The 17,714-nt window shown below is 44.9% G+C and carries 14 protein-coding genes and 1 pseudogene; 8 read left to right on the forward strand and 7 right to left on the reverse strand.

The genetic code is table 11. The annotated features are described in order from the left end of the window. A pseudogene (locus A3KS_RS23730) lies at positions 1 to 280 on the forward strand (IS4 family transposase); the annotation flags it as partial. A gap of 39 nt (positions 281 to 319) precedes the next feature. On the opposite strand, the gene A3KS_RS22420 reads toward A3KS_RS23730, so the two are convergent. The 5 genes from A3KS_RS22420 to A3KS_RS0106455 form a co-directional block, all read right to left on the reverse strand. After that, positions 320 to 1,129: a phosphatase PAP2 family protein gene (locus A3KS_RS22420; protein WP_051355703.1), complete on the reverse strand. Its 810-nt coding sequence runs from the start codon at positions 1,127 to 1,129 to the stop codon at positions 320 to 322. Continuing rightward, positions 1,116 to 2,051 (reverse strand): diacylglycerol/lipid kinase family protein, encoded by a 936-nt coding sequence (locus tag A3KS_RS0106440; RefSeq protein WP_026394221.1) that lies wholly within the window; start codon positions 2,049 to 2,051, stop codon positions 1,116 to 1,118. The genes A3KS_RS22420 and A3KS_RS0106440 overlap by 14 nt, the downstream gene beginning before the upstream one ends. 26 nt (positions 2,052 to 2,077) lie before the next feature. Continuing rightward, complete coding sequence (locus tag A3KS_RS0106445; protein WP_026394222.1) at positions 2,078 to 2,893, reverse strand: MerR family transcriptional regulator; 816 nt, start codon at positions 2,891 to 2,893, stop codon at positions 2,078 to 2,080. A 308-nt stretch (positions 2,894 to 3,201) separates the two neighbouring features. Beyond that, positions 3,202 to 5,127, reverse strand: a complete 1,926-nt coding sequence (locus A3KS_RS0106450) for an oxidoreductase (protein WP_026394223.1) — start codon at positions 5,125 to 5,127, stop codon at positions 3,202 to 3,204. Positions 5,128 to 5,288: 161 nt separating this feature from the next. Further along, a complete protein-coding gene (locus A3KS_RS0106455; protein ID WP_026394224.1) occupies positions 5,289 to 6,812 on the reverse strand; it encodes a PucR family transcriptional regulator in 1,524 nt (507 codons plus the stop codon). A 217-nt stretch (positions 6,813 to 7,029) separates the two neighbouring features. Between A3KS_RS0106455 and A3KS_RS0106460 the strand changes: the two genes are divergently transcribed. After that, the gene (locus A3KS_RS0106460; protein ID WP_026394225.1) at positions 7,030 to 8,040 is read left to right on the forward strand and encodes a uroporphyrinogen decarboxylase family protein; all 1,011 of its coding nucleotides are present in this window, start codon (positions 7,030 to 7,032) and stop codon (positions 8,038 to 8,040) included. A gap of 48 nt (positions 8,041 to 8,088) precedes the next feature. Here the strand turns inward: A3KS_RS0106460 and A3KS_RS22425 are convergent, their stop codons facing one another. Further along, positions 8,089 to 8,763, reverse strand: a complete 675-nt coding sequence (locus A3KS_RS22425; protein ID WP_026394226.1) for a TetR/AcrR family transcriptional regulator — start codon at positions 8,761 to 8,763, stop codon at positions 8,089 to 8,091. 93 nt (positions 8,764 to 8,856) lie between these two features. Next, positions 8,857 to 9,501 carry a TetR/AcrR family transcriptional regulator gene (locus A3KS_RS22430; RefSeq protein ID WP_026394227.1) on the reverse strand — a complete coding sequence of 215 codons (645 nt, stop codon included), beginning with the start codon at positions 9,499 to 9,501 and terminating at the stop codon, positions 8,857 to 8,859. Positions 9,502 to 9,705: 204 nt separating this feature from the next. Between A3KS_RS22430 and A3KS_RS0106475 the strand changes: the two genes are divergently transcribed. The 6 genes from A3KS_RS0106475 to A3KS_RS0106500 all read left to right on the forward strand — a co-directional run bounded on the left by A3KS_RS0106475 (position 9,706) and on the right by A3KS_RS0106500 (position 17,695). Further along, positions 9,706 to 10,686: a uroporphyrinogen decarboxylase family protein gene (locus A3KS_RS0106475; protein WP_026394228.1), complete on the forward strand. Its 981-nt coding sequence runs from the start codon at positions 9,706 to 9,708 to the stop codon at positions 10,684 to 10,686. Between the two features lie 41 nt (positions 10,687 to 10,727). Then, a complete protein-coding gene (locus tag A3KS_RS0106480; protein ID WP_026394229.1) occupies positions 10,728 to 11,525 on the forward strand; it encodes a methyltetrahydrofolate cobalamin methyltransferase in 798 nt (265 codons plus the stop codon). A 101-nt stretch (positions 11,526 to 11,626) separates the two neighbouring features. Next, positions 11,627 to 12,256, forward strand: coding sequence for a corrinoid protein (locus tag A3KS_RS0106485; RefSeq protein ID WP_026394230.1), 630 nt, complete (start codon positions 11,627 to 11,629; stop codon positions 12,254 to 12,256). A 177-nt stretch (positions 12,257 to 12,433) separates the two neighbouring features. Beyond that, positions 12,434 to 13,822, forward strand: a complete 1,389-nt coding sequence (locus tag A3KS_RS0106490) for an MFS transporter (protein ID WP_026394231.1) — start codon at positions 12,434 to 12,436, stop codon at positions 13,820 to 13,822. Positions 13,823 to 13,905: 83 nt separating this feature from the next. After that, positions 13,906 to 16,236, forward strand: coding sequence for a methyl-accepting chemotaxis protein (locus A3KS_RS20345; protein WP_156913211.1), 2,331 nt, complete (start codon positions 13,906 to 13,908; stop codon positions 16,234 to 16,236). Between the two features lie 64 nt (positions 16,237 to 16,300). Then, the gene (locus A3KS_RS0106500; RefSeq protein WP_026394232.1) at positions 16,301 to 17,695 is read left to right on the forward strand and encodes an SLC13 family permease; all 1,395 of its coding nucleotides are present in this window, start codon (positions 16,301 to 16,303) and stop codon (positions 17,693 to 17,695) included. Positions 17,696 to 17,714 lie beyond the last annotated feature (19 nt).

Consider the following 17,714-nt stretch of genomic DNA (forward strand, 5'->3'; position numbering starts at 1 on the left):
CACAACCATTGTTTTTACCCGATACATCCTGCTGGAATGGCTTCGCCGAAACGAAAATGATGATAAAACCTTGTGTGAGTTATTCTTCAGGCTTTGTGATGACATCCAGGATATGGCACTCTCAACCGCTCTTCAAAGTTTGATGAGCTTATTTGTTGAACAATTGAATTCGGTAGGCTCTAGAAAGTCTACTCTGTTAAAAAATCAACTCCAGCAATGGATTGAATCTCAGGCCTCTTTTATCAAGGCTTTGTTTGGTCAATTGGGCTGGGAAAGTTGAGTTATTAAATTAATACCAAATCATCCGCCACTGTTAAATTCAAAATGACTGTATAAGAATCACGCCTAACAGTCCCCAGGCGGTTCCCAGCATCGCCCCGCCGAGGACATCCCGGGGGTAGTGCATGCCGACATAGATCCGGGTGATCCCGACCAAAAATGCCAGCAGATAACCAGCCAACCCGATAAAAAAGTTGACGTGAAAATAGGGTAAGAGAAAGGTTGCCATAAAAAAGGACTGACTGGTATGGCCACTGGGAAAAGAACAGCCTCTGGCTCGTGACCCGACAATGCGACTATTTTCAATCTTTTTATAGGGTCGGGTGCGATGAACCAGCATTTTTATCAGTTCTACCACAAACCATAATGATAAGGTGCCTAAGATAAAGGCATAGGCAAGGACGTGGTACCCCAAAAAATACAAAAGAGTGGCCAGGATCATCGCAAAAATCCCGTTGCCAAGCTGCGTCAATAACAGCATCGTCCCATCAAGCCAGCTCCGGCGGCGGCCATGCATATTAAAATAAGTAAAAACCCAGACATCAATCCGTTGACCAACCGACCACACCAGCGAAATCGTGGTTAAAGCAAAAATCAGGACCAGGATCAGCAGCGAATTTTGGCTTTTGACGGCGTCTGAAAAAATGATCCAGACATAATCAGGAATAACGAGCAGAAATGAAACAAGGACAATCGCAACCATAATTAACCAGTAAAGCGGGGGGATATGGCGGATCCCGGTTATGATTTTCTGCCCGGCGTCGCGAATTTTAGCCACCGGTAAGGGGCTTTTTTTAGTTGCTTTATGGCCATTGTCAGTACCGGACTGATCCGGCTTATTGCTCTTCATGTGACGCGGTCGCCCCGACCATAACCGACAAAGCCTGGGGCTGGACTTGGATACGCACCGACCCTTCGCCCAAACTGATGCCATCGGCCATCACCGCCATGGCCGGTTCGGTGTCGATGACCATTTCACGGACCTGATAGTGCAAAATCCGGGGATCCTCGGGGTTATCGGTGCCGACGCCAGTCAGAATATAATTGATTAAATCGAGCTTGGATAGATCGGCAAAAAACATCACATCCAGTAAGCCGTCATGATAGGCATCGGGCGCACCGACTTGGTAATTACGACCGATATAGGGCATATTGGAAATTAATGCGGCATGACCCAACTCGCTGATTTCCTGACTATCGTCCAGAAAAAGATGGATGTCTGAGGGCGGAGCAGTTGTCAGAATGCCCAGAAAATCGCCGATCCGGGTGATGTTACCGTGCTGAATGTCATCCCCGGCGGGGAACAGGGTCGAAAATAATCCCACCGAACAAAGTTCGATAAATGGTGTACTGACACCGTTGCAAATGACCAGGCCGAGATCTATTTTTAAACGCTGTCCTTCGCTGAGGATGGCGACGGCCGCCGCAATATCGGTGGGGATACAGAGACTCAAGGCGATATTGTTGCGGGTTCCGGTGGGAACAATGCCAAGCGTCGCCGCTGAACCGTAGAGCGCCTTGGTGACCGAAGAAACGGTGCCGTCGCCGCCACACACCACAAACAGCTCAATGCCCTGGGCAATGGCCTCATCGACCACTTCCTGCAAGTTACTGTCGGGTTCAATTAAATAAAGTTCCGGGATTAACTGCCGGGCCTGCATTTCTTTAACGACCGCCATGATCTGCAGTGGGGATTCGTCATTCACGCCAGAACCGGGATTAAAAATAAGTTTAACACGCTGTGGCTGTAGCTTGGTATCTACCGTTTTCATCGTTTTGTCCTCCGTTTTTTTGGTTTTTATTTCCTGACTGGGATCGTATACTCAATATAACGGTGCATTTTTCCATCGGCGTGGACCCGGGTCAGGATTTTGCCGATGATATCACCTTCCGGCACAATGCCGTGGTCGCGGATATAGGTCACCAGCGGGTCAAACTGGCGTAAGGTTAAATTGCCATAGTCGCCCAGATCCATCACCGTACACAAACATAAACTCGCCGGCCGGATCTGCACCTCCGCGTTCAGCGGCAGATTTAACAGCGCGGCGTCAGCGCTTTCGACACACAGCCCCCAGGCATCGCGGTCGATGCGGGGGTCGGCGATGTCAGCAAAGGAAATGTGATGGGTAAACTCGACAAAGGGGATTTGCTTGAGCCAGTTGGCAAACAAGGGCTTTTCCTCGACCTCGCCATAATGATCACCGTTTTCGCGTCGGACATAGGTAAAATAACGATACTCGGGGGTATTGACGAACCAATAGCAGCCGACATTGTAGGGCAGACTTGCCAGTTTATCCTTGTAGGCGGAAATCTTGCGCTCCAGCATCTGATAATAGCGCAGTTTTTCATCGATGACCTGTTGTTTAAAGCCAATCCGCTCGACAAAAAAGTCCAGCGAATCATTATGAAGCATCTTGGAAATATCTTTTAACGAAATGTCAAAGCTGCGGTAACGCATGCATTCCATCAGAAAAAAGATATCCCAGGTCTCATAGGTGCGGTAGTCACTGTTTTCCTGACGTTTGGGCGCAATAATCTGCTCTTTTTCATAATAGCGGATGGTCTCCACCGGCAGACCCAAGAGTTTGGAGACTTCCCCAATGCGATATGCCATGATTTTCCTCCCTCTAGTGGCTTCAGTTTTTTTTCATTGTATCACATTTATACACTAAGACAAATAAAAAAGGATAGGGCTTTAAAAAAGCACCTATCCTTTAGACTGTCAAAAAAGATAACCCAGTACCGACAATTGTTACATCATGTTGTACGCATCGGAGCGGACACGGCAGAGCCTGTCCGATTCCGCGGCGAACAACAGATTAACAATTGGTCGGTACGGTAGTTTATAGATAACCTCAAGGATAGGGCTTTTACAAGCACCGATCCTTTTTTTATCTTTAATTGTTAGCGGTGTAGTGGGGGTTACAGCGATAGGCCGGCATTAAAGCCGTCATTGATTGCCACCATGGCATTGCTGGTTTTAACAGCCCCGCCAACGACGATGACGTGGTTGTGAACAGCTGATAATGCTTCGGCCAGCTGGTTGTTGGGACGGTAGCCTAAAGCGATGACGACAGTATCGGCTGGCAGGGTCTGCTGGCCCTGGCTGTTTTCGATGATTACCCCATCATCCAGAATTTCGACCACTTTGGTTTGGGTCATTTGGTTGACCTCATATTCGCAGAGAATTTTCATCAGATTGAACTTGTTGACGCCATCGAGATCGCTGCAGATCTTGGGCAGCATTTCGATGATGGTCACATCCCGTTGCTGCATCGCCAGATGCGCCGCCGTTTCTGAACCGACCTCACCGCCGCCGGCGACAACGATCTGATCACCGGTGGCCACATTGCCCAGTAGGGCATCCTCAGCGGTGACAACCAGGGCTTTGTCGATCCCTTTGATCGCTGGTTTGCAGGGGGTTCCGCCGGTGGCGACGATAACGGTATCCGGTTTTTCAGCGGCGACCAGTTCTTTGGTCACTTGGCGGTTGAGATGAATCGTCACCCCTAACTGATCCAGTTCGCTCGTGATCCAGTTGGTATAAGTGGCCAACTCACCCTTGCAGGGGGGATAAGCGGCGGATTTAAACTGACCGCCTAAAAAGCTGCCCTCTTCATAAAGCGTGACCTCGTGGCCTTTGATCGCCGCAGCGCGAGCCGCTTCCAGGCCACCGGGTCCACCGCCGGCAATGAAGACTTTTTGCGGTTTGGTGACTTTGCTATAATCCAAGTGATATTCTTGGCCCAGCGAGGGATTGACCAGACAGGTGATGGCTTCACCCACCAGTAATTTGCCAACACAGCCTTGCATACACCCGATGCAGTAACGGATTGAGGTTAAATCACCAGCCTTGGCCTTGTTTGGCAACTCCGGATCGGCCAGGGAGCCCCGACCCATTCCGATGAAATCGGCTTTGCCCATTTCCAGCAGACCATCGGCCATGCGGGGATCATTGATGCGGTTGACCGTAAAGACCGGGATATCGACGAGCTGTTTGATCTCAGCAGCAAAATCGACAGTCCAGGCATGGGAAACATACATCGGTGAAACAATCCCCTTATTATGATCGCCATAGGCACCACTGGAAACATGCAGGGCATCAAAACCCCATTCGGCAAATAATTTAGCCAGCACCCGGGATTCAGAAATGTCCCGGCCGCCCTGAACCACTTCGTCAGCCGAAAAACGGATCATGACCGGGAAATCGTCGCCGACCTTGCCGCGGATATTGGCATAGATTTCTTTAACAAAGCGTAAGCGATTGTCCAGACAACCACCGTATTTATCAGTACGTTTGTTGACATAGGTGGACATGAATTCGGCAATTAAATAGCCATGTCCGGCATGCACTTCGATGCCATCAAATCCGGCCTGTTTAGCCCGTAAGGCACAGTCGCCAAAATCTTCAACAATCTGTTCAATCTCCGGAATGGTCAGCTCCCGGGGCAGTTGCCGCAACCACGGACAGGGGATTGCCGATGGGGCCACCGGCTGAACGCCGCCATTAACGAAGCTGGCGCTTTGGCGGCCGGCATGATAGATCTGGGCAAAGATTTTTGAATCATACTGATGAATGGTATCAGTCAGTTTTTTGTGACTGGCAATCTGATCATCATTCCACAGCCCGGCAATAAACTGATAGCCCATGGCATGTTGGCTGACGGCATAATCTTCGGTAATAATCAAGCCCCAGCCGCCCTTGGCCTTGGCTTCGTGATAGGCAATATAACGATCGGTGGCGGTGCCGTCTTCATTGCAATAGTTGGCCACCATGGCGGTGACCGCCAGACGATTGGGAATCTCACACTGATTGATTTTCTTGGGTGTAAATAATTTAGTGAACATCTTGTACCTCGTTTTCATATTTGGATTTACTCATAGGATAAACCCTCAAGTCACTTCAAGGTCAAGCTGTTAATTAAAAAACTATCAAAGTTTTTTGTGCCTTAATTGTTTGATCATTACTTCCAGAATGCGAAAAAGAAAATCCGTCTGCTGCGACAGTTTTATTCGAAAGAGAAGGAAGCGTGGCTGAGATAGGAAAGAATATTCAATGTCAGCAAAATTCGCTCTCGCTCAAAGGCATCATCCAGATTAAAAGAAAAGAGCTGATCAATTTTATCGAGTCGGTAGCTTAAGGTATTGCGATGAATATGGAGGGCCGCAGCAGTGGGCAGGCTGTGTCGTTCGTGTTTTAAATAGGTCTCCAAGGTTTGTACAAATTTTGTGTCATGTTCGGCATCGTAAGTCTTAAGAATCAGCATGCCCGGATGACACATAACGGCCAATTCATCTTTCTTGTCAAAACCGAGAAAGGGGTGATAGCGCATCACTTCCTGATAGCGATAAATCGTCGTCGACAGAGCCAACTGCTGTCCCAGGGTAATGGCGGTGGCAGCTTGAAGATAGAGGCGATGAAGATTGGCAAAACCCGGTATTTCATCGCTGATGCCGATGGTGCCGTTAATACTCTTGCTCAAGGTTTTTAATTTATTGATCAGACTGGATTGCTGCCGTTGAAGCTTTGGAAAAACAGCGACAATGGCATTTTTGTAAAAAACCGGTTTACAGCCGTTAATTTGTTCGAGTTGCCGCGAGATTTGTTCATTTTGCAGCTCGTCATGAAGGTCCGGATCGATCTTGACGACAGTGTAACCGTCATTGAGATCAAGCTTCAGGGCACTGACCTGATTTTTAATGTGAGCTAAGCGCATCGGTTTACCTTCTAGCATGTCGATAATAAAATGTTCATAATATCGGCCCCGGGTGGTCTGAAAATGCGGGTCAGAGCGGATCGCATCGAGGATATAGGGTCCTGCCAAATTAGTCAGTTCGACATCGCCCGGGGTGATTTTTTTGAGCATCCCAACCACAAAAAAATGGCCCTGGAGTTTACCTTTATAACGCATATTATAATTGATAAATGGTGTGTAGAAGAATTTAGAAACAATCAGATCAGCACAGCGACCGGATTCCATGGATTGTAGCTCATTGCTCTCGATCAGATTCATCACGATGTTATAAGGCAGGTAACCATCATTGAGAAGTCGCCGCCAGTTGGCACTCATTTCCGGCATTGTCTTCGGACCGTGGATCCCCAGCACCTTGAAACTGGAATCCACCAGATAAACCGGGTTGCTACAGATTTTTGAAATAATTTCAACCACCTGCTGGAGGCCCTTTTTCTGAATGATCGCCTCGGTCAGTTGTTCAAACTGGGTGCGCAGCTCGTAAAATAGTTGCGAAATGCGATTAAACAATTCAAATAAAGAGCATTCACCAGCAATTACCAGTGCATCACAGGGAAAGGGACCGGAGCTGTTGAGTAAACACAGACCACTGCCAGCTTCACAAATGAATTCATTTCCGAGGGAACCTTCGCCAACATATAAAATGCCGCTTTTCAAGGTAGCCAGTTTTGGTGAAAGCAGCCGCACATCCGAAAAAACGGAGTGATTGGGGGCCTCCAGCACGGCCTCGTCGGTATTTAAATTCAATTTTTCCCAGATAATCTGCAACGAAATTTTCATTTGCAGCTCCTTTTTTTCTCGTTTTTTGTATTGTGCCGACGGCACAGTTTTTTTTTATTTATTCTCGGGCCAACCGTCCGATGTTTTATTTTGTAAAAAGAAAGATAATACCAATAACAACGATTACAAAAGATGGATGTGTCCCTAGTATAGTGCATCGTTGGTTCTTTTGTCAAATTGTTGCATTGAAAATAATAGATTAAAAGGAGAAACACAAATGAATGAACGAAAAAACATGGAGTTGATTTTCCAACATAAAAAACCGGATTGGATTCCCCATCTGGGGAATGACACCTATGGTATCCGTGACTATATTGTCGAACGGCCAATCATGACCACCGGTGATGATGCCTGGGGCTGTCATTGGATCAGCTGCCCAACAGCACTTAACATTACCCATCCGGACACCAGCGATCTCAAATTTGAGGATCTGGATAACTGGCGGGAAAAAATCAACATCCCCGATCTGGACAAGGTCGATTTTACCCCAATGATCGAAGAAGCTAAGGCCTTTACCAACCGGGATCAAAAAATGACCCAATACGTCTCACTAAATGGAATTTTTGAGCGAACCCATATTCTGATGGGTTTTGAAAATGCCTTATGTGCCAGTATGGAAGAACCGGAGGAATTCGGGGAAATGCTGGAAGCCATTACCGAACATAAAATCCGGCTCTTTAAAAAAGTATTCGAAATTGCTCAGCCGGACATTCTCGTCTACCACGATGATATGGCAACCCAGGCGTCGCAATTTTTATCAACTGATTTTTATAAACAGTATTTGTTCCCACGTTACCAACGAATTGTTGCAGCAGCTCGGGAAATCGGCTACAAGTATGTGGTACAACACAGTTGCGGGCGAATTGAAAAAATTATTCCTGACTGGCTTTCCTGTGGTTTTGACGGCTGGGACAGTGTCATGCCCTGTAATGATCTCGTTCAGGTCAAAAAAGAATTCGGTGACAAAATTGTCTTTATGCCTGGGCTGGATACCCAGGGAGTGCTCGGTAAAGCCGGTTCCAGTCGCCAGGAAATTGAAGCAATGGTGGTTCGCTGGATGAACATGCTGGCCAGTGACGGCACCGGCCTGATTATTGATGCGACCGTTGCCTACAGCTTAAATCCCGCCAATGAAGCCGTCTGTCTGGAATTTATCAAAAAGCACGGGAAACCGTTTATGGATGCAAAAAAAGCGGGTATTGAATATGTTCCTGATTTGGAAATTTAGTCAACGGAATTAAGTTGCGACCAGCCCGAAGCTATCCATATTAGACGATTATATGTCATGATACTCCAGCCGAATCGATGACAAATCGGTCATCTCATACTCAATTCGACTGGCATAGCTTTTGGCCTCAGTAATAATCCTATCCTGCTCAATCGGATCCAAACCCAGCAGCTTGAGATGGAGGATGTTACACATATCGAGAATAGCTTCGGTCTTGGCGGTAATATCCCCATCTTTTTTTGCTCGGATCAACTGAACCAGGGAGGCCACAAAAATGTGAGCATACATCCGCAGGGTTTGGTCGTCTAAATTCAGTTTAAGAAAATCCGCCTGCTCGATAAAATGCTGGTGATCTGATTCAATTAACAGTTCGCTGAGAATATTCGCGCAAGCCAGTTCGTAGTAGAAGTTCATGGTTGGGTTGTGAGAATGAAATATGCTTATCCAAGTTCGGATGTGGATGGTGTCACGGAGGATTTTGTTCTGCTTGACCGGAATGATTTCAAATAATTCGGTATTCAGATTTCTGAGAAATTCTTTGCAGATAATTCCGGCCACCTCAGCTTTGCTGTTGAAATGATAATTTAATCGGCTCAGCGAGAGACCAGATTCTCTGGCAATATCCCGGATGGTGGTGGTATTGTAACCCTGGTTATAAAACAGGGCGGATGCGGTCTTGATGATTTTATCTTTTGTTTCGATGCTTTTTTTATAACTTGCCATAGTCTTCCTATTCTTAAAAAAGTTGATGATTGGTCATAACATTGAGCTGACAACCTAGATAGTTCAATTTTCGTATTTGTTGCGTATTTTACATTAAATCAACAGTCGGATTGCTGAGCCATCATGGTTCTCAAAAAAGGTCAGAGCTTCCTGGATATATTGCTGGGTTGTTTCTTCAGGAATTCGCATTAAACGGCCGGTCAAAGTCTGGATGGTGATGTACAGTTCGGTTACTGTTTTAGCTTGCGGGGCGTTGATATATTGCAGACCAAATTCCTTGCGTAGACAGGTATCCGCAAAAACAGCGGTATCAAAGTCCTCTTTTGTCATCCGGTTGGGTAGAGCGCGAAAATATGGGTTGTATAATTTCAGGATAATTTCCTGATAAACATATTCAGAGTGGAGCATTTCAGCATGAAAGGCTTGGGTTTGGGGATCACTGTAAATAGCATGGTAATGGTAGATCTGTTTGTGAAAATTGATCTGGATACCATTCATATGATCATGATAGGTGTTGGTTCGGACAAAGGATAATAGTCTGACAATGAATTCTGAATAGATTCGTTCGGCAATATCCTTTTTTTTCTTAAAATAATAGGTCAGTGTCCCCAATTGAATACCGGTTTCGGCGCAGATATCCCGCATCGAGGTTTTGGCATAGCCGTTTTTATAAAATAATAGTTTGGCGGTTTGAAGAATCATTTGTTCAGTCTGGAAGCCTTTTTTATATTTTTTCATGAGATCCTCTTTACGATATTCGCTATAAGTTTGAATTTATTATAGCACAGAAGGAAATAGATGGTTACTGAAAAATAATCGTACAAAAAATAAAATGTACGAAAAGGATTGCGTTCGCATTTCAAATGTGCTAATATAGTACAAAATAAACAATGTACGAAATCGGATCACACCGATTGAGAATTATGTTAAAAGGAGAATGAAATGCTAACAAAAAGACAAAACTTAATGGAAACGATTAAAGGTGGCCAGCCGGACCGGTTTGTCAATCAGTATGAATTTCTGGAACTGATCAGAGAATCGCCCAAAGAAGCATTTATGACACCTATGGGGACTGAAGTCAAAAATGCCTGGGGGATTACCATCCGCTGGCCGGAAGGTCAAATCGGGTCCTTCCCAGTTCATGATCATGGCCATAAGGTCTTAAATGACATTACCGAGTGGCGTGAATACGTGAAGGCTCCGTCAGTGGATTATCCAGCCGAACGCTGGACCGAAGCTATTGCTCATGCGAAAGCAGTCGATCGCAATGAAAAATTTGTGACCGCTTTTGTAACGCCGGGGATCTTTGAACTGACCCATTATCTGATGGGCATGGAAGATGCTTTAATGAGTTATTATGAAGAACCGGAAGCCATGCATGAACTGATCGAGTACCTGACTGAATATGAATTGCAGTACGCCCAGCAGCTTATTGACAACCTTCACCCGGATGCGCTGTTTCATCATGATGACTGGGGTAGCCAGATTTCGTCATTTATGTCGCCAGAAACATTTAAGGAATTTATTTTACCGGCTTACAAAAAAATCTATGGCTTCTATAAGGATAACGGCGTGGAACTGATTGTCCATCACAGCGACAGCTACGGCGTGAACCTGGTGCCCTTCATGATTGAAATGGGTATCGATATCTGGCAGGGCGTCATGAATACCAACAATATTCCCGAGCTGATCAAAGAATACGGCGGACAGATTTCATTTATGGGCGGCCTTCACAGCGGTGAAATTGATTTTCCTGACTGGACCCCTGAAATCGTCATGGAACATGTGGAGAGGGCTTGTAAAGAATGTGGCAAGCATTACTTTATTCCCAATCTCAGCCAGGGCGCACCAATCAGCTCATTCCCGGGTGTTTATGAGGCCACTTCGGAAGCCATCGACAAGATGAGTGCCGAACTGTTTTAACAATAAACAATAAATTAAATCACAGCTTTTGGAGGAAAAAATTGATAATTATTGGCGAAAAAATTAATGGGGCCATTCCCTCAACCGGGAAGGCCATAGCGGCAAAGGATGCCGAATTTATCCGGAACCTGGCCATCAAGCAGGCCGAAGCCGGGGCGAATTTCATCGACGTCTGTGCCTCAGTCGACGATGACATCGAACTGGAAACGATGAAGTGGTTGATCGACATCGTTCAGGATGCCACCGATGTGCCGATTGCGGTGGACAGCCCCAATGTTTATACCTGCATTGAATCGATGAAATTCTGCAACAAACCGGGACTATTTAACTCGGTGTCGCTGGAAGGCGGTAAGGTTGATGAGGCTTTCAAAGTACTGGCGGAGACCAAATGGGAATGTGTTGCCTTATTAAATAGTGACAAGGGCATCCCTAAAACAGCTAAAGACCGTCTGGACGTTTTCACTGATCTGATGGCAAAATGCAAAGAATATAAGATCGACCCCTCCCGCATGCACATTGATCCCTTGATTGAAATGCTTTGTACCTCGGAAGATGGCATTGCCATGGTGACCGAAGTGATCCGGGAAATAAAAAAACAATATCCAACCATTCATGTCACCGGCGCCGTCAGCAACATTTCCTTCAACCTGCCCGCCCGTCGGATTGCCAATCAGGCCTTTGCCGTTTTGGCCATGAGTGCCGGCATGGACAGCTTTATTCTCGATCCACTGAACAAGGATATGATGGGGATGTTGTTTGCCACTGAAGCGATGATGGGTGAAGATGAATACTGTATGGAATATATTGGCGCTTTCCGGGAAGGTATTTTCGTAAAATAAACAAGAGCAAAAATGGTTATACTAAACCCGGCACTCACACAGGTTCCGGGTGGGAATAAATGAAATACATAAAATTCGAATCAAAAATCAAGGAGAAAAAGATGTCAAAAATTGAAGAAGTAAAAGTATTGGTCGAAACTGGTAAATCAAAGAAGGTTGCTGCCGCTGTTCAGGAAGCTCTGGATGCTGGCGATAAAGCCCAGGATATTCTGGATGCGATGATCGCTTCCATGGGTGTGGTGGGGGATAGATTTTCTTCCGGTGAAATCTTTGTGCCGGAAATGTTAATTGCTGCTAAAGCCATGTCTAAGGGTGTGGAAGTGCTAAAACCAGTCATGGCTGGCGATGGCTCCAGTTCACTGGGTACCTGTATTATGGGAACCGTGGCCGGAGACCTTCACGATATCGGTAAAAACCTGGTCGTCATGATGCTTGAAAGCGCTGGATTTGATATGGTTGACCTGGGTGTTGACGTTCCAGCCGAGCGATTTGTGGAAGCTGTCAAAGAAAATAACAACGTGGTCCTGATTGCCTGTTCCGGACTATTGACAACGACGATGCCAGCTTTAAAAGAAGCGGTTCAAACCATTAAAGCAGCCTACCCAGATATGAAAGTCATTGTTGGTGGTGCGCCGGTTACTCAGGAATACGCCAATGAAATCGGCGCCGATGGTTACGCTCCTGACGCCGGTAGCTCCGCGTCAAAAGCCAAAGAACTGATTGGCGCTTAATTTAAATGAACCCCTATCTCTTTCGGGGATAAAGTGAGATTTGATTTTTTCTGTTTTTATCTCAGAAAGCCCCCTGATTGGACTCGCAGATTTTCTGCGAGTCCAATCAGGGGATCAAAAAACTGAAGTTTAGTAAGAAAACGTTTAAAATAAGAAAAAAGTAGGAGGATCATGACAATGATCAGAATGAATAATAAAATTAAGAATTTTTATGGTATTGGTGATATGTTCTTCTCGTTTATGGTTTGTATTGAACTTTATTTCATGATGGTGTTTTTAACCGATGTTTTGAAACTCAATGTCGCCATGGCCGGAACCATCGTTTCTATTACTGCAATGGGGGATTTAATTACTTCCTTTATTGCCGGTGGTATTGTCGATAAATCCAACTTGAAATGGGGGAAATACCGTTCCTGGTTACTGTTTGCCCCGGGGGTAGCATCAGTCTTCTTTGTGATGGAGTTCTCCGGTGTTGGTTCAGCCACAACAGCGGGCATCGTCTTTACAATCTGTTATCTTATCTCTCATACCTTATGGAATATTTTTTATACCGCCAGTCGGGCCCTTGCCGGTGCCGTTACCGATGATCCGACCGAACGGGCGCATATTTCGGGCCGAATTTCAGCCTGGATGAATGCTGGACGAATCGCCGGATCTAAAATAGTCATTCTGATGATCGGATTCTTTGCTGCCAGTTTTGGCAGCGGCGAAAGTCAGCTAATTGGTTATACGATAACTGCGCTGATTACCAGTGTCTTAATGTGTATTGGTTATCTGATTCACTTTAAAATAACTGATGGTTATGATAAGCCTCAGGAAGTATCTAAAGAAGACGCTGCTAAGCAGAAGGTGACGATTGCAGATATGTTCAAGGGTGTTGGGAAGAACCCACCGCTGATTTCGGTTCTGGTTTGTGAGTTTCTGCGACTCAGTGGTTATTATATGATGATGGCCTTAGCCGCTTACTACTGTAAACTGGTGCTTGGCAATCCCGCTGCAATTGGTAATCTTCTGATGGCGATGAACATCTGCTGTCTAATCGGTGCTCTTTGCTCAAAAACCTTTGTTACAAAGTTGGGAACAAAAATGACAACTGTATTAGGAATGGGTGGCGCAGCCATGATGATGGTGGTAGCTATGATGGTTTCCCCTAATCTTACTGGTGTCACGGTTTGTCTGGCAATCAGCCAATTGTTCTACGGAATTTCTTTTGGTCTGACAACCAGTCTTTATGCAAATGCAGCCACCTATGCAGAATTCTCCACCGGAAAAAACACGGCCGGCTTTATCATGGGTTTATTATCCTTCTCAATTAAGGGTGCGATCTTTATTCGTGGTCTGATTATCACCTTTGTGCTTGGTTTTATCGGTTACAGTGCTGATATGACCGTCAATCAGCAAGTAATTGGAAATACGACAATTGCTTTCTTCATTATCCCAGCGGTTCTGATTGCTATTGGTATTTTACCACTGTTCATGATGAAAATGAAAGACAGTGATGTCATCGATATGCGGAAAGAAATTGAAGCACGCAAAAATGTTCAAGTAAGTGTCGAAGCACAATAAACAACTTTTTAAAAGGTGCTGTTTAGTCTTACAAAGATTGAACAGCACCTTTAATTCAGTATCAGAATAAATGAGGTGATTGAGTGAGGACGGATAAAAGCTTACTATCAAAGATGATTTTAAAGCTGGGAATTCCTTCAGGGATATTGTTTGTAGTGATGTTTGGTGCGGTATTGTATTGTGTTAAGCAGAGTGTTATCGATGCAACACAACTGATCTTTGTGCAGAGGAGTATCATAATCATTTTCAGTACAGGTTTGATTTTTACTGTGTTATTGTTTCTTTTAACGATGAGTAATTTATCAAAAAAAGTCGAACGTATGGTAAAGATTGTGCAATTGATTGATAACGATGAGATTAATTTTGCAGCCATGAAAAAAACGGGCCGTTCAAAGGATTCATTAGATGAGATGATGTGTCATATCTATTCAATTGCGGCAAAACATAAAAATAATATTCTACTTGCTGAAGGCATAGTCGAAGGTAATTTTTCGCGAGACGATTCAGATTCAACTGTATCGAATCGACTCGGCCATAGTTTAAACAAGATCGGTAGTTCGATCAAAGATATGGAAATCGCAACCAAAAATTATTTGGAATTAACACAACAGGGAATATTTGAAAAAAGATCCCAGTCAGAGGCGCTGACAGGTGGTTTTACCAAGGTCAATCATAATGTTGATGAAATCATTAATACAATTATCGATAAAATGGATTTTTACTATTCCATTCTTGATGCAATTCCACACTCCTTTTTAGTAACCGATGCCGACATGAGATTCAAATATTTTAATAAACGTTATTCCGACTATTTAGTTTCATTTGGTATTATTGAAAATCGTCAATCAGCCATGGGGCTTGATTGTTGTATTTCGGCTGCAGATATGTGCGGAACTGAACGATGTGCCAGAAGATTATTGGTAGAAAAAGGCCTGTCAACAACCAATTTTGAAGCACGAGGCAAGTATTATAAAATGGACATGGTCTATCTTAAAAATAAAAATGGGGAATTGACATCTGACTTATTGGAAATGACCCTGGACCAGACTTCAATAATGAGCATTAATGAATTCACAAAAACAGAAGTAGCCCGATTTGAAAAAAACCTCATATGTCTGGCTGAAGGAGATCTGAATTTTGATTTAGCAATTGCTGATGTCAATGACTATACTGAAGAAGTCTACGGGCAATTCAATTCAATTGCTCAGAGCATGGATCGTGTCAAAGATTCGATTAGTGCCCTCACAAACAATGCGTCAATATTGATCAATGCCACGGTGAAAGGAGAATTAGATACCCGGGCCGATGTATTGCAGTTCAACGGTAACTGGAGAACACTGATCGACGGAATGAATAGAATTCTAGAGGAAACTTCCAAACCGCTAAATGAGGTTGTTCAAGTGATGGATTCAATTTCAAAAGGCCACTTGGATATCAGGATCAAGGGCAATTATCAAGGAGACTTTGAGAAATTGAAGCAATCGGTTAATCAAACAACAGAAAATCTAAATTTGGTGATTGGCGAAATAGCAGCCCTAACTGGAGAAATCAGCAGTGGAAATCTCAATATCAATCGTATCGAAAATTTTGGAGGTGATTACAACAGCATCTCAGATGCATTAAATACGATTGTTAAAACCCTCAACGGGTTATTACTTGAAATTAACGATTCTGCTCAACAAGTTAGTGCTGGGGCCAATCAGGTGGCGATGGGTAGTCAGTCTTTGGCTCAGGGCTCCACTGAACAGGCAAGTTCAATTGAGGAGTTGACAGCATCAATTACTGAAATAGCTAATCAAACAAAGAAAAGCGCTGAAGATGCCGGCAGTGCTCAGGGTTTGGCGACACGAGTGAAAGAAAATGCACTGAATGGAAACATCCGAATGATTGAGATGCAAAACTCAATGCTTGAGATAAATCGGTCTTCAATAGATATCTCGAAAATAATTAAAGTGATCGATGATATTGCTTTTCAGACAAATATTCTAGCCCTCAATGCCGCAGTAGAAGCAGCCAGAGCCGGCCAGCATGGAAGAGGCTTTGCAGTGGTTGCTGAAGAGGTAAGAACTCTCGCGGCACGAAGTGCAGAAGCCGCCAAAGAGACAACGATATTAATAGAAGGGTCCATTGGAAAAGTACAAATTGGAACGAAAATTGCTGACGAAACAGCAACTGCACTTTCTGAAATCGTGGATGGTATTGGCCAAGTAACCGATTTGATTGGTCGCATTGCCAGAGCTTCAAATGAGCAGGCTACTGGGATTGCTCAGATAAATATCGGCATTGAACAGGTTACCACGGTTGTTCACCAGAATTCTGCGACAGCAGAAGAAAGTGCTGCCGCCAGTGAAGAGCTGTCGGGACAGGCAGAATTACTTAAGAATAAATTGAGATATTTTACGTTGAGATCATAGTTTGAAGCGTAAACTATCGGAAAACATGCAGGTGAAAGATCCTGACACTATTTTGAGGTGATGTATGAATAAAAAACAGATTATCGGGTTGGTTTTCAGTATTGCGGTGTTGATTACTTTTTATTTGCTACCGATCCCGGAAGGTCTTAGCAACAATGGGATGATCACGATTGGCCTACTGTTCTTCTTTTTGATCATGTTGATCACAGAAGCCTTGCCAGTTGGGGTCATTTGTTTTTTGTGTTTAGCGTTGCTGCCGACCCTGGGGGTTACCAAAAACCTGGGCACAGCCTTAGGCGGTTTTACCAATACGATTTTATTTTTTGTGTTGGCATCGTTTGGTCTGGCCGAAGCGGTATCATCGACCCCGATTATCCAACGGGTTCTGCATCGGCTATTAAAAACTTTCGGACGCAATGTTAAAACCTGCGTGTTGGCAATCATGATTGCGGCCGCGGCCGTCTCGTCGATTGTAACCGATGTACCAACGGTGGTGGTTTTCATGGGGGTCGGAGCCAGCTTTCTGAAGTTGTTTAAAAATGAAACAGACCGCCATCAAACTGCTAAATCCCTGATGATGGGGATTCCGGTTGCCGTTATGCTGGGCGGGCTGATGACACCGGCCGGCAGTGGCATCAATATTTTGACAATTGGTTTGCTGCAAAGTATCGCCGGAATTCAGATTACCTTTATTCAATGGATGGTCTGTGCGATTCCGGTCGTTTTGGTGATGGTCCCATTGGCATGGTTTATCCTGACCAAAATCTATCCACCGGCAGAAATTGATGCCAGTGAAATCAAAGCCTATCTCAATCAGATTGCGGTTCACGAAAAGGTGAGTCAGCGGGAAGGGAAGGTGATCATCATCGCCGCGGCGATGATGCTATTCTGGATGATGAGCTCCTTTTTTCCCGTTATCGAGGTGGCCGTGGTATCGCTTTTTGGTTGTGCCTTGTTCTTTCTGCCCGGGATCAAAATTCTCACCTGGGAACAGTACATGAAAGCCGTCAGTTGGACTTCCTATCTCCTGATCGGGACGGTCTTATGTATTGCCAATACCATCGTCGCTAACGGAGTCAGTGAGTGGTTTGTTACTTATGTTTTACCCTCATCGCTGTCGCTTTCGACCATGGGTGGGGTCTTTTTTGTGGCGGTGATGATTTTTGTGATCATGTTGATTGTCCCGGTCGCACCGGCCTTGATTGGGGTGCTGACCCCAGTGATTGTCAGTCTAGCCGCAACGATGGGGATCAACCCGGCCCTATTGATCATTACCCTGGGCCTATGCGCCGGCAACTGCTATCTGTTTCCCATTGATACAATTCCGCTAATCACCTACACCGCCGGCTATTATAAAATGACCGATATGCCCAAGGCGACCATCTGGATGCAACTGGCCTTTATTTTATTGGCGACCTTGTGGCTGCCGCTGGCCGGTTTGATTACCAAAATTGTTTGAGGGGATTTTGGCGTAAGAT

It is taken from the genome of Acetobacterium malicum subsp. dehalogenans DSM 11527 (assembly GCF_000472665.1).
Classification (GTDB): domain Bacteria; phylum Bacillota; class Clostridia; order Eubacteriales; family Eubacteriaceae; genus Acetobacterium; species Acetobacterium malicum.

Coding starts and splice junctions, on each gene's coding strand:
- A3KS_RS22420 (WP_051355703.1), bottom strand. CDS start 1,129: ATGAAGAGCAATAAGCCGGATCAGTCCGGTACTGACAATGGCCATAAA.
- A3KS_RS0106440 (WP_026394221.1), bottom strand. CDS start 2,051: ATGAAAACGGTAGATACCAAGCTACAGCCACAGCGTGTTAAACTTATT.
- A3KS_RS0106445 (WP_026394222.1), bottom strand. CDS start 2,893: ATGGCATATCGCATTGGGGAAGTCTCCAAACTCTTGGGTCTGCCGGTG.
- A3KS_RS0106450 (WP_026394223.1), bottom strand. CDS start 5,127: ATGTTCACTAAATTATTTACACCCAAGAAAATCAATCAGTGTGAGATT.
- A3KS_RS0106455 (WP_026394224.1), bottom strand. CDS start 6,812: ATGAAAATTTCGTTGCAGATTATCTGGGAAAAATTGAATTTAAATACC.
- A3KS_RS0106460 (WP_026394225.1), top strand. CDS start 7,030: ATGAATGAACGAAAAAACATGGAGTTGATTTTCCAACATAAAAAACCG.
- A3KS_RS22425 (WP_026394226.1), bottom strand. CDS start 8,763: ATGGCAAGTTATAAAAAAAGCATCGAAACAAAAGATAAAATCATCAAG.
- A3KS_RS22430 (WP_026394227.1), bottom strand. CDS start 9,501: ATGAAAAAATATAAAAAAGGCTTCCAGACTGAACAAATGATTCTTCAA.
- A3KS_RS0106475 (WP_026394228.1), top strand. CDS start 9,706: ATGCTAACAAAAAGACAAAACTTAATGGAAACGATTAAAGGTGGCCAG.
- A3KS_RS0106485 (WP_026394230.1), top strand. CDS start 11,627: ATGTCAAAAATTGAAGAAGTAAAAGTATTGGTCGAAACTGGTAAATCA.
- A3KS_RS0106490 (WP_026394231.1), top strand. CDS start 12,434: ATGATCAGAATGAATAATAAAATTAAGAATTTTTATGGTATTGGTGAT.
- A3KS_RS0106500 (WP_026394232.1), top strand. CDS start 16,301: ATGAATAAAAAACAGATTATCGGGTTGGTTTTCAGTATTGCGGTGTTG.